This window comes from Paenibacillus cymbidii (genome assembly GCF_004764705.1).
GTDB classification, from domain to species: domain Bacteria; phylum Bacillota; class Bacilli; order Paenibacillales; family NBRC-103111; genus Paenibacillus_AN; species Paenibacillus_AN cymbidii.
Genome location: NZ_SHLX01000003.1, coordinates 138,334 through 150,158, shown reverse-complemented (window position 1 = coordinate 150,158; position 11,825 = coordinate 138,334). Strand labels below are relative to the sequence as shown.

General features: G+C 60.1%; 10 protein-coding genes and 1 riboswitch. Of the genes, 3 read left to right on the top strand and 7 right to left on the bottom strand.

Annotated elements, in window-relative coordinates; translation table 11 throughout:
* Positions 1 to 5: 5 nt before the first annotated feature.
* Positions 6 to 1,010, top strand: coding sequence for a hydroxyacid dehydrogenase (locus EXY20_RS06005; RefSeq protein ID WP_135548696.1), 1,005 nt, complete (start codon positions 6 to 8; stop codon positions 1,008 to 1,010).
* 239 nt (positions 1,011 to 1,249) lie between these two features.
* Here EXY20_RS06005 and ilvD read toward each other — a convergent pair whose 3' ends face one another.
* The 4 genes from ilvD to EXY20_RS05985 form a co-directional block, all read right to left on the bottom strand.
* The gene (ilvD, locus tag EXY20_RS06000; protein ID WP_135549121.1) at positions 1,250 to 2,920 is read right to left on the bottom strand and encodes a dihydroxy-acid dehydratase; all 1,671 of its coding nucleotides are present in this window, start codon (positions 2,918 to 2,920) and stop codon (positions 1,250 to 1,252) included.
* A gap of 226 nt (positions 2,921 to 3,146) precedes the next feature.
* A complete protein-coding gene (locus EXY20_RS05995) occupies positions 3,147 to 5,198 on the bottom strand; it encodes an iron ABC transporter permease (protein ID WP_328592492.1) in 2,052 nt (683 codons plus the stop codon).
* 8 nt (positions 5,199 to 5,206) lie between these two features.
* A complete protein-coding gene (locus EXY20_RS05990) occupies positions 5,207 to 6,268 on the bottom strand; it encodes an ABC transporter substrate-binding protein (protein WP_135548692.1) in 1,062 nt (353 codons plus the stop codon).
* Positions 6,269 to 6,976: 708 nt separating this feature from the next.
* Positions 6,977 to 7,873 carry an ABC transporter ATP-binding protein gene (locus EXY20_RS05985; RefSeq protein ID WP_135548690.1) on the bottom strand — a complete coding sequence of 299 codons (897 nt, stop codon included), beginning with the start codon at positions 7,871 to 7,873 and terminating at the stop codon, positions 6,977 to 6,979.
* Positions 7,874 to 8,096: 223 nt separating this feature from the next.
* Here EXY20_RS05985 and EXY20_RS05980 point away from each other — a divergent pair, with 223 nt between their 5' ends.
* Positions 8,097 to 8,990 carry a lipase family protein gene (locus EXY20_RS05980; RefSeq protein ID WP_235885379.1) on the top strand — a complete coding sequence of 298 codons (894 nt, stop codon included), beginning with the start codon at positions 8,097 to 8,099 and terminating at the stop codon, positions 8,988 to 8,990.
* Here the strand turns inward: EXY20_RS05980 and EXY20_RS05975 are convergent.
* Entirely contained in the window at positions 8,967 to 9,878 is a 912-nt protein-coding gene (locus tag EXY20_RS05975) for an RNA polymerase sigma-70 factor (RefSeq protein WP_135548688.1), read from the bottom strand. The genes EXY20_RS05980 and EXY20_RS05975 overlap by 24 nt on opposite strands.
* A 30-nt stretch (positions 9,879 to 9,908) precedes the next feature.
* Complete coding sequence (locus tag EXY20_RS05970) at positions 9,909 to 10,352, bottom strand: carboxymuconolactone decarboxylase family protein (RefSeq protein WP_135548686.1); 444 nt, start codon at positions 10,350 to 10,352, stop codon at positions 9,909 to 9,911.
* Positions 10,353 to 10,481: 129 nt separating this feature from the next.
* Between EXY20_RS05970 and EXY20_RS05965 the strand changes: the two genes are divergently transcribed.
* Complete coding sequence (locus tag EXY20_RS05965) at positions 10,482 to 10,712, top strand: YeeE/YedE thiosulfate transporter family protein (RefSeq protein WP_167859019.1); 231 nt, start codon at positions 10,482 to 10,484, stop codon at positions 10,710 to 10,712.
* On the opposite strand, the gene EXY20_RS05960 is transcribed toward EXY20_RS05965, so the two are convergent.
* Entirely contained in the window at positions 10,709 to 11,587 is an 879-nt protein-coding gene (locus tag EXY20_RS05960) for a 5'-3' exonuclease (protein ID WP_135548683.1), read from the bottom strand. The two genes, EXY20_RS05965 and EXY20_RS05960, sit on opposite strands and share 4 nt — an antisense overlap.
* Before the next feature lie 104 nt (positions 11,588 to 11,691).
* Positions 11,692 to 11,797, top strand: a riboswitch (guanidine-I (ykkC/yxkD leader).
* Positions 11,798 to 11,825: the final 28 nt, after the last annotated feature.

Here is an 11,825-nt window from a genome sequence, read left to right as displayed (position 1 = left end):
TTGATTTGAACCGAAAAATCGTGGTACAGATTCCCCGCGACAAAACAGCCGCTTTTTTTGATCCGCATACTCTTGCCGAAATCGGCAATCTGGGCACCGTGGTCTGGAATCCCTTCGACCGCGCCTGGACGACGGAAGAGCTGAAGGAACAACTGCGCGATGCCGAAGCGGTAGTCACTTCATGGGGAACGACCCCCATTGGCGACGAAGTGCTCGCGGCCGCCCCTCGTTTGCGGTTGATTGCGCACATGGCCGGTTCCGTCAAACCGGTCATCGGCACGATGAAGCTTTTTGAGCAAGGCGTAACGATCCTGACCAGCAATTATGCGATTGCCGTATCCGTCGCCGAGTCGGTGCTGGCCCTGATCCTGGCAACGGGACACAAGATTGTGACGGTGGATCGTGAGATGAGAAGCGGCCATTGGAAAAATGACAAAACGGATCTGGAAGCATACGAGCTGCGAGGACGCACTATCGGACTTGTCGGGCTCGGTTCGGTGGCGCGCGAATTGATGAAGCTGCTGCGGCCGTTCGGAGTCGAGGTGTTGGCGTACGATCCCTATATGGCTGCCGACACCATCAGGGCGTTGGGTGCGGAACCGATGGGGCTGCATGAGCTGCTCGGGCGCTCGGACATCGTTTCGCTGCATGCCCCGCAAATTGCCGAAACCCGCCATATGATCGGTTCGGCCGAACTAGCCCTTCTCAAGGACGGCGGGATGCTCGTCAATACGGCCCGCGGCAGCCTGATCGACGAGCAGGCGCTGGTTCGGGAGCTGGAGCGAAAACGTTTCTACGCCGCATTGGATGTGTTCGAGCAGGAGCCGCTGCCGGCCGACAGCAAGCTGCGGGAACTCGATCACGCGCTCATTCGCCCCCATCTTTCCGGCGTGAATCCGCGCTCCAAGCGGAGAATCGGCTTGTACATGGTGGAAGAGATGCATCGTTTCTTTCATGGGGAGCCGCTCTTGTTCGAGGTGAAGAAAGAACATTTGGCCACTATGACGTAAGTGACGTCACAACCGGCGAAACCGGCTCCTGCTTAACCCTCTCAAAGCAGACACGTTGCCCTAAGCGCGGCATTCTCCCTCCGCCGACTAACAAATTCGCTTTTTGTGTCGCTTCGATGGAGCCTCTTGCCAAATAGGCCATGTTTTACGGCCCGGCATGCCAAGTCAAAAAAAGGCAGCAGACCGAACTTCTCGCAAGTTCCGGGCTGCTGCCTTTCTGTTCGTCTTTCAACCGCCACTTACACCTTCATTACGCCGCCGGTGCTGGCGTTGGTGACGAGCTTGGAGTAACGTGCCAGATAACCTGTCGTCACTTTCGGTTCGAAACCTTTCCAGTTCGCCTTGCGCTTCGCCATCTCTTCGTCGCTGATTTTCAGCTCGATTCGGCGGCCTTCCAGATCAAGCTCGATGATGTCGCCGTCTTCGACGAATGCGATCGGTCCGCCTTCCGCCGCTTCCGGCGAAATGTGGCCGATGCTGATGCCGCGCGTCGCGCCGGAGAAGCGGCCGTCGGTAATCAGGCCGACCTTGGCGCCAAGCCCCATGCCGACGATCATCGACGTCGGGGAAAGCATCTCCGGCATGCCGGGTCCGCCTTTCGGCCCTTCGTAACGGATGACAACGACGTGGCCTTCCTTCACTTTGCCGTTCGCAATGCCGGCCAGCGCTTCGTCCTGAGAATCGAAGCAAATTGCCGGTCCGACGTGGCGGCCGCCAACCGACTTGTCGACGGCGCCAACTTTGATGATGCTGCCGCCCGGGGCGATGTTGCCGAACAGCACGGCCAAACCGCCGCGTTCGCTATGCGGGTTGTCCAGCGTATGAATGACGTCGGTATTGATAATTTCGCAGCCGGCGACGTTTTCGCGCAGCGTTTTGCCCGTTACGGTGATGCAGTCGCCGTTCATGGCGCCCGGCTTCTTCAGCACTTCGTTGATGATCGCGCTGACGCCGCCCGCCATGTGCACGTCTTCGATGTGGTAGTCGGAAGCGGGAGCGATCTTCGCCAGGTGCGGCACGCGGTTGGCCACTTCGTTGATCCGTTCGACCGGATATTCGAAGCCCGCTTCATGCGCCAGCGCGAGCGTATGCAGCACGGTGTTGGTCGAGCCGCCCATCGCCATGTCCAGCGCAAACGCGTTGTCGATCGCGTCGATCGTTACGATGTCGCGCGGCTTCAGATCGAGCTTGATCAGTTCCATCAGTTGCTTGGCCGATTGGCGCACGAAATCTTTGCGCTCTTCCCAGATCGCCAGAATCGTGCCGTTGCCCGGCAGCGCCAGCCCCAGTCCTTCGGCCAAACAGTTCATCGAGTTGGCCGTAAACATGCCGGAGCACGAGCCGCACGTCGGACAGCCGTATTGCTCGAGCTCGAGCAACCCTTTCTCGTCGAGCTTGCCGACCTGGTAAGCGCCGACGCCTTCGAAGACGCTGGTCAGCGAAATCGAGCGGCCTTTGGAGTCTTTGCCCGCTTTCATCGGCCCGCCGCTTACGAACACGGTCGGGATGTTTACGCGGAGCGCGCCCATCATCATGCCGGGCGTAATTTTGTCGCAGTTCGGGATGCACACCATGCCGTCGAACCAGTGTGCGGAAACGACGGTTTCCAGCGAGTCGGCGATAATTTCCCGGCTCGGCAGCGAGTAGCGCATGCCGATATGGCCCATCGCGATGCCGTCGTCGACGCCGATCGTGTTGAACTCGAATGGCACGCCGCCCGCTTCGCGAATCGCTTCCTTGACGATTTTGCCGAATTCCTGCAGGTGCACGTGACCCGGCACGATATCGATATACGAGTTGCAAACCGCAATAAACGGCTTGCCGAAATCTTCTTCCTTGACGCCTGCGGCGCGCAGCAAGCTGCGGTGCGGCGCGCGGTCGAAGCCTTTTTTGATCATGTCGCTGCGCATTTTCGTTTTCGTTGAAGTTGCTGTACTCATGTTCACCGATCCTCCCATGTCGATCGCCTAAAATGTAAGCCCGCGTCCCGGCGGCAAGCCGGGAATTGATAACTTTGCTTATTATACAATAAAAAGACGGATTGGGACACTTTTTTGACCCTCCCCGGACAAACGGCAAATAACCCCACAGGCGTGGGGTCAGGTCTGCGACAGGAACATGTTCCGAACGGAATTTTCAGCGGCGCGCCACGCTGCGATACATCAGGAACAACAAGTACGGCGTGCCGATCAGCGCCACAACGATGCCGGACGGAATTTCCTTCGGCGCGATGACCGTTTTGCCGATCAGATCGGCGGCGACAAGCAGCGCCGCACCCATGATGGCCGCCAGCACAACGGAACGGCGCTGGTTCTGGCCGACGAACAGGCGGACCGCATGCGGCGCCAGCAAACCGATGAAGCCGATCGCGCCAACGGTTGCCGCGGCAAGCGCCGCAAGCGCAACGCCTACCGCCGCGGCGATCAGCCGCGTGCGCTGCAGGCGCAAGCCCAGGCCAAGCGAAACATGGTCGCCGAAGGCGAGCAGGTCGATACGGCGGCCAAGCCGCCAGGCAAGCGGCACCAGTATCGCACAAGGGACAGCGAGCCGCCACAGCTCGGTCCAGCCTTTGGCGTATGTGCTGCCGGCCAGCCAGGCGAGCGCCGGCGCCGCCATGATCGCCGATTTGATAACGAAAAATTGGATCACGGCCGTTCCGACCGCCGAAACGCCGATGCCGACAAGAATGAGCACAATGGGATTAAACCCTTTGCGCCAGGCGAAAGCGTAGACGCACGCGGCGGCCAGCAATCCGCCGATCAGCGCCGCCACCGGCAGCAGCGTGCCGGGCGAATGCGGCCATAGCGTCAACAGCGCCAGCGCGCCGGCGCCGGCGCCCGACGTCACGCCGACGACCGAAGGATCGGCCAGCGGGTTGCGCACGGCGCCCTGCATCATGACGCCGGCGACGGCAAGCGCCATGCCGGCGCATGCGGCGACGAGCACCCGCGGCAGGCGCAGCTCCATCACGACATTGCGCGTGAAATCTTCGCCGCCGCCGACAATCGTCGCCCAGACTTCGGCGATCGACAGCTTCAGCGTGCCGACCATCAAGCCGGACGTAACGAGCGCCAGCAGCAGGATCGACATTCCCGCCACAAGGAGCGGGTACCGGATGTTGTTGCGAATAAGGCCGATGCTCATCGACGAGCCGGCTTCATTGCCCTGTTTGCCTTTCATACTGCGCAGCGCCAGCCAGATCAGCCAGGGAGCGCCGATAACCGCCGTCACCGCGCCAACCGGCAGTTCGCCCAGCGAGCTGCGGAACAGGCGGGCGACCGTGTCGGCGCCGGTCAATATGACGGCGCCCCAGAGCGCGCTGGCGGGGATGAGCAGCGCATGGCGGCGCATGCCGATCAGGCGCATCAGGTGCGGCGCGATCAGGCCGACGAAGCCGATCGGGCCGACAACGCTGACGGTGACGCCGGCGAGCAGCACAGACGCCGCCAATCCGGCGAACCGGGCGGTGCCGACCTTCTGCCCAAGCGAGCGTGCGGAGTCGTCGCCGAGCTCAAGCAAATCGAAGGCGCGCGAGAACAAGGTCGCAAACAAGATGCCGAACACGACCCACGGCCAGGCGTAGTTGACGCCGGACCAGTCGTTTTGCAGCAGCGAACCGGCGCCCCACGACAGCAACTGGTTCGTCTGCTGCTCGAACAGCAGCTGCAGCGCGCTGGTGAAAGCGGCCAGCACGAGCGACACGATCATGCCGGCAATCGCCATCCGCACCGGGGTGGCGCGTTTGCCGCCGGCCATCAGGTACGACATCGCCGCCGCGCCGAAAGCGCCAAGCACCGCAAGCAGCAGCGGCATTTCCGTGCGCACCGCCGGCATGAACACAAGCGCGAAAATAATGATAAAATGAGCGCCGGCGTTCAAGCCGAGCGTGCTGGCGGAAGCGAGCGGGTTGCGCGTTACCGTCTGCAGCAGCGCCCCGGCGACGGCCAACGCCGCGCCGGCGAGCAGCCCCATGACGGCCCTGGGCAGACGAATCCCCCGCACCATCAGGTGGTCGGGGGTATTCTGCGGATGCAGCAGCGCATCGATTACCGTGCGCACGGTAATGTCCGCCACGCCTTGCGTCATGCTGGCGAACAGGAGGACGGCCAGCACGAGCAAGCCGCCTCCGAACGTCAATATCGCGATCCATCCGGTTCTGGCAACGGATGCGCTGGTTTGCATGGTCATCGCCCGACTCATTTCGTCAATGCGGTAACGGCTTGGTCAGCAAGCACCTTGGCCGAAAGCGGGCCGCCGAACGTCCAGGTGTTGCCCGGCAGCGCGTAGATGCGGTTCTCCTTGACGAACGCAAGTCCTTTCCAGACGGCGTTGTCTTTCAGCTGGTTCTCGTAAATATTGTCATTCGCCTGCGTAATGTGAATGAAGTTGGCGGTTTGCACTTTCGGCAGCGCTTCTACGTTGGTCGTCGAGAAACCGTACACTTCAAATTTGTCGGCCTTGTACACGTTCTTCAACCCGGCGCGCTGCAAAATTTGAATCAGCATCGAGTTGTCCGTGTACAGTCGCATTACAGCGGCATTTTGCTGGGTATAACCTTGCGCGACGACGATTTCCGCGTTTTCCTTGTTTTTCGCTTTCAGCTTCGCTTTGGCGTCCTCGAACGCTTTGTTCATATCGGCAAGCACTTTGTCGGCTTCCGCTTTTTTGCCGGTCAAATTGGCGATCGTTTTGAACGTCGTTTCCATTTCGGCGTACTGGTCGCCTTGACCTTCGGCCGGATACGGGGAAAACGCGATCGTTGGCGCGATTTTGTTCAGCGCTTCGTATTGGGCCTTGATGCGGAAGTCCGGCGCCAGAATCAAGTCCGGCTTGAGCGCGGCGATCGCTTCCAGGTTCGGCTCCTGGCGCGTGCCCACGTCTTTGACTTCGGCGGCGAGCGCAGGCTGTACGTTTACGTACGCCTTGTAGCCGGCGATATCGGCGACGCCTGCAGGCTGGATGCCCAGCGCAAGCAAATCTTCCGCGTACACCCATTCAAGGGCGACGATGCGCTTCGGCGTGCCTTTGATTTCAGCCGTGCCGAGAGCATGCTTGATCGATTGATTGGCAGGCGCGACGGAAGCCGACGGCGATGCCGAAGGTGCGGCCGATGCCGATGCGGACGGCTTCACCGACGCGGATGACGATGGCGATGGCGATGCGGCCGACTTGTTGTCCTCTTTCGAGCCGCAGGCGGCAAGCAGGAACAGCAAGGCCAGCGATAAAACGATGGTGACAGATTTGGTAAAACGACTCACTTGGAAATCCCCCTCGATGGATTAGGCAACCCGGCCACTGCCGCTAGCATCCAAATTTTGGTCGATAATGATTCTCAATGTCGACCCGACTGTTAGAATGATAATCGTTATCAACGGGATTGTCAATAGGGTTTCCCGTTAAAATATGCCGCATTCTTTGTTCCAATCGGCTTCTGTTCGAATTACGCCATATTTTATTGCCACTCCGCGATAAATGGCCAACCAAAAGAAAAACCGTCAGGGAAGATCATCCTGACGGTCCTTTTGGGTTTGGAATCTGGCTTGGCCGGCAACTGCCAAGCCTCCAGTGCAGCAGGGCCGATGCAAGCGAAGGCCGGCCTTGTAAGGAAGGAGCGCCTGTCATGGAGCAGACATATTGGTTTATGCACACCTTCCCCCATCCGCCAACTAACCTCTTGCAAAATAGGCCCTATTTTCTTGCCTATTTCGCCAAAAACGGGCCGCCCAAGCGAAATAGCCAGTGATTTCACTGGCTATTTCGCTTGAAGTGCCCATTTGAAGGCGATCTGGGGCAAATAACCAGTGTTTTCACTGACTATTGCAGGCGGGCCGGGCGATAGGGGGCCAATAGGCCATTTTTCATGGGCTATTTTCGTTGTTCGCCTATGTTTTCAAATGGTTACCTTGGGTCCATTGATTTCCATAGAAAAGATTCATTTGGGGATCAGTTTGCCAAAATAACCCGCGTTACCGCCCCGCCGCGGATGAAGCGAGCGCTCCTTCGCGCGAAGCTTCGCCGGCGGCAAGCTTCCGCCCGCTCCGCTCCTGCAGCGACGAGACGACCGATTGCGCCGCATGTCCGCCGGCGAGCCCGAACGGGAAGCAAAGCGGCACGCCCGTGCGCGGATCGGGCAGAATGTCAGCCTCGATGCCGAACACCTGGCGCAGCATATCCTGGGTCATCACGTGGTCGGGCGAACCTTCGCAGATCACTTTGCCTTGCTTGATCGCAACCATATGATGCGCGTACTGCGTCGCATGGTTCAAATCGTGCACGACCATCACGATCGTCCGTTTCTCCTGCTCGTTCAGCTTGCGCAGCAAGTTGAGCACTTCGAGCTGATGCGCCATATCGAGGAACGTCGTCGGTTCGTCGAGAAAGAGCAGGTCCGTCATCTGCGCAAGCGCCATGGATATCCAGGCCCGCTGCCGCTGGCCGCCGGACAGTTGGTCGACCGGCCGTTCGGCGAATTCGACCATCCCCGTCACGTCAACCGCCCACCGGACGATGTCCTTGTCTTCCTTCGAAAGCAATCCGAATCCTTTCTGATGCGGAAAACGGCCGTACGACACAAGCTCGGAAACGGTCAAACCTTCCGGCGCCGTCGGGTTCTGCGGCAAAATCGCCAGCTGCTTCGCCACTTCCTTGGTCGATTGCCGATGAATCGATTGACCGTCGAGAAAGACGCCGCCCTTCTTCGGCTTCATGATACGCGCCATTGTTTTGAGAATCGTCGATTTGCCGGACCCGTTCGCGCCGACCAGCGCGGTAATTTTGCCGGACGGGATCGTAATGTTCAAGTCTTCGACGATTGTCCGTTCCTCATAAGCGATATCAAGCTGCTTGGTGTGCAAGCGATCCATCGGTTTTCCTCCTGTGGTGCCCTTTGGCTTTAATTATAATAATGATAATCGTTCTCAACATAAGCTGTCAATCATTTTTTCGCCTGCCTCCGCACACCTGCCCTCCCCCGCCATATTTCCCTCCCCGAAAATGGGCCCCGTTCGCGCGCAGGCACATATGATGAAGAAACCGTTGCAAGCCGCAGGAACGAAGGGCATATCAAAAACGAGGAAGGGATCAGCGATGGGAATGAGAATAACGATCGACCCTGAAGGCAAGGCGCGTCGTACGGGGGTGAGCCGGCAGCAGGCGATTTTGCTGGCGGCGGTTTGCGGGCAAACGTACAACCAATTCAACAATCCGGACGGCTCGTTCGTCGTCCCGTATCCGTACCGCACGACAGGGACGTTCGAGGGAGCCTCGTACAACCGCACGATCGAACGGTTTGGCTTCGTGCTGGAATCGGAGCGCGACGTTATCGTCGCCTTCCGCGGCACCGGTTCGACGGTCGACTGGATCAGCGACATGATCGCGCGGCAGTGCAAATACCCGTTCGTGCGCGACGCCGGCTGGAGCCATACGGGATTCACCGACATTTACCGCTCCATGCGCCGGGCGGTCGTGTCGCTTGTCGACTCGTGCAACGACGGCACCGGCAGGCCGGTATACGTGACCGGCCACAGCCTGGGCGGGGCGCTGGCCGCACTGAACGCCACCGATCTGGCCGGCAACCGGCCGGAAGCCGATATCCGCGTCTGCACGTTCGGCGCGCCGCGGGCAGGCAACCCCGAATTCGCGGGCGCGTTCAACCGCACGGTTGCCGACAGCCGCCGCTACCACAACGAGTTCGACATCGTGCCGCATTTGCCGCCGCTTTACTACAAGTCGCCCAAAACCGACGCGATCTACCGCTACATGCACGTCAGCGGCGGTTATCCGCTGAAATTCCGCCACGGTTCAATCGGCGCGAACCACGTCATCGCCAGCTACTATCAGGCGGTTGCCAAGTTCGATCCCGCCTATGCGGCGGAACTGAACGCAAACAACCCCGGCTTCTGTCCGCAGCCGCAGCCGGAACAGGAGCCAGGGTCGGAAGCGGACCCGGCGGCCGAGCTAATCCGTCTGCGTCTGCAATAACTGCACAAACGCCAGCTTGTCGGGATTTTGCATCAAATAAACCGATCTCACATCGCCGCCGGCACCCCAAGCGAAAGTAACGATGCGGATGACGGCGCCGTCGCGGGAATGTACGACGCCCCATTCGCCGTTTACCCGGCACACGAGCAGCTCGCCGCGCCACGAGCCTTTGGCCGCCACGCCCTGCAGAAACGCGCGGACCCGCTCGCCGGAGCGAATCGGATTGATCGCCGCGCGCACTTTGCCGCCGCCGTCGCTGACGAGCTGCGCATCGTCGCGCAGCACGCCGGCGAACGCCGCGAAGTCGCCGGAATGCGCCGCGCGGATGAACGCCCGCGCCAGCTGCTCGCCGGCTTCCGCCGAAGGCGGCGGAGCCGGTCGTTCGGCCTGCATCTTGCGGCTGACGCGGCTGAAAATTTGCCGGCAATTCGCCTCCGACTTGCCGAGCAGCGCGGCGATTTCGCCGTATTCGTAATTCGCCGCTTCGCGCAGCACGAACACGGCCCGCTCCACCGGATTCAACTGCTGCAGCAGCACAAGGAAGGCGTAGGCGACCGCCTCGCCTTGCACGACCGCCTCCGCGGGATCGGATTGTCCCGTGTCGGCCAGCGGCTCGGGCAGCCACTCGCCGACGTACATCTCTCGCTTGCGCCGCGCCGATTGCAGCGTGTTCAGGCAATGATTCGTCACCGTGCGCAGCAAATACGCCTTCGGGCTCTCCACTTCCGCCAAGCTTTCCGCTCCGCGCCGCTGCAGCGCAACAAACGCGTCCTGCACGGCGTCTTCGGCGTCCGACACCGTACCGAGCATCCGGTACGCCACCGCGAACAGCAACGATTTGTATTGCCGGTAATAGTTCCCGATGTCGTGCCGCTCCAGCGTCGCCATCCGCCTTCCGCTCCTTCCGAAATTACCGCGTCATTCCGCCTTCGCAAACATCCCAGTCGAAATGGCGATGCGGTTCCAGCAATTGATCGTATTGATTGCCATCAGCAAGGTAAAAAACGTCTTTTCGTCGTAATGACGCATCACGTCGTCATAAATCGCTTGCGGCACGCCGCCGTCGGCGATGCGCGTCACCGCTTCGGTGAGCGCCAGCACCGCGCGCTCCGCTTCAGTATAACACTCCGCTTCGCGCCATGCGCCAAGCAAATAAAGACGCTGCTCCGTTTCGCCCAGCTTGCGCGCGTCGATCGTATGCATGTTCAGGCAGAACGCGCAGCCGTTGATTTGCGAGGCGCGAATTTTAATCAGCTCATACAGCTTGCGGTCAAGGCCGCTTTGCTGAATAAACCCTTCCAGCTTGAGCATCGTTTGGTAAGCTTCCGGATTGGCGGCATGCGCGTCGAATCTTGTTTTCATGTTCGTTTCCCTCCACAGGAGCGCTATTTTTTCGTATCGACATAAAGACAAACGAGAGCGCCTGTTTGTGACAAGACGCCCTCGTTTATTTATCATGGTTGATTGATCCGCCGATCATACGTTGCAGTTTTGCGTCCAACTCGCCGGCATCCAGCACGCGCAGCACCTCCGCCACGTTGCCACTGCGTCTCTTCGCGCATCGCGCCGGGCTGCAACATCGCCAACCTCATCACCGGCATCGGCGGGCTGTCGCTCAGCAGCGTGCTCGTCGTGATCGGCATGATGATCGGCGTGTTCGTTGTCGTCGCTTATGTGTTCCGCATGCCGCTTATGCTGTTCCGGCGCGACGATACCTTTTAGCCGATCAGTTGCTTCAGCCCTTTAAACTCCAGTTCCTCGAACTTGCTGATGACCTCGTGCCGGTCGTACGCCCACAGGCAATCCTCGAACGCGCAAGCGAGCGGCACGTCGCAGCGGATGCGGGCCAAGTCGCGCGACAGGTGAAGCATCTCGAGCTCCGCTTCGATTTTGCCGCGGACGCCTTTGGGCAGCTCGGCCAAATTGGCCAAAATGCCTTCCACCGAGCCATATTGCTGCACGAGCTTGAGCGCCGTCTTTTCGCCGATGCCTTTGACGCCCGGGTAGTTGTCGCTCGTGTCGCCCATGAGCCCTTTCAGGTCGACCACCTGCTGCGGCGTCAGCTGCCGCTCCTCCAGCAGCGTCGCCGGCGTATACACGGCGTAGTTGGAGGCGCCTTTCTTCATAATCGCCACGCTGACCCGTTCGTCGATCAGTTGCAGCATGTCATGGTCGCCGGTCAGGACGAGCACGTCCGTGCCTTCCGCGCCGAACTGCCGCGCCAGCGTGCCGATGCAATCGTCCGCCTCGTAGCCGGCGATGCCGACGTTCGGAATGCGGAAGCTCGCGGCGACTTCCTTCACCAGGTCGAACTGCGGGATCAGCTCGTCCGGCGGCGCGCCGCGGTTCGCCTTGTAGCCGTCGAACTTCTCCGTGCGGAACGTCGTGCTGCCCATATCCCAGCAGCAGGCCACATGGCTCGGACGGAACGTTTGCACCGCGTCCCATAAATATTTGACGAAGCCGTGCACCGCATTCGTCGGCAGGCCGGCGCTCGTTTTCTGGATATAGCCGCTGTACGAGCTGGCATAGTAAGCGCGGAACAGCAGCGCCATGCCGTCGACGAGCATAATTTTGGGCGTGGAAAATTCGGACATAGCGCGATCGCTCCTTGCCTATTCGGATGTTCCTATTGTAGCATAACGTGCCATATCCCGGTACTTGCAGTTCTCCGCGATTCATGTATAATACACAGGAACACATGAATGTTTTCTAGGGTTCCGCAGCGGATTTGCGTCCGCTGGTCCGGTCCGAGGGAAAACATCGCGGCAATAGCCGTGTCACGGAAGGGTAAAAACCTGGGAGTCGTGCTGCCACAGCGGCGGACTCCCGGGT

Coding starts and splice junctions, on each gene's coding strand:
- ilvD (WP_135549121.1), bottom strand. CDS start 2,920: ATGCGCAGCGACATGATCAAAAAAGGCTTCGACCGCGCGCCGCACCGC.
- EXY20_RS05995 (WP_328592492.1), bottom strand. CDS start 5,198: ATGACCATGCAAACCAGCGCATCCGTTGCCAGAACCGGATGGATCGCG.
- EXY20_RS05985 (WP_135548690.1), bottom strand. CDS start 7,873: ATGGATCGCTTGCACACCAAGCAGCTTGATATCGCTTATGAGGAACGG.
- EXY20_RS05980 (WP_235885379.1), top strand. CDS start 8,097: ATGGGAATGAGAATAACGATCGACCCTGAAGGCAAGGCGCGTCGTACG.
- EXY20_RS05975 (WP_135548688.1), bottom strand. CDS start 9,878: ATGGCGACGCTGGAGCGGCACGACATCGGGAACTATTACCGGCAATAC.
- EXY20_RS05970 (WP_135548686.1), bottom strand. CDS start 10,352: ATGAAAACAAGATTCGACGCGCATGCCGCCAATCCGGAAGCTTACCAA.
- EXY20_RS05960 (WP_135548683.1), bottom strand. CDS start 11,587: ATGTCCGAATTTTCCACGCCCAAAATTATGCTCGTCGACGGCATGGCG.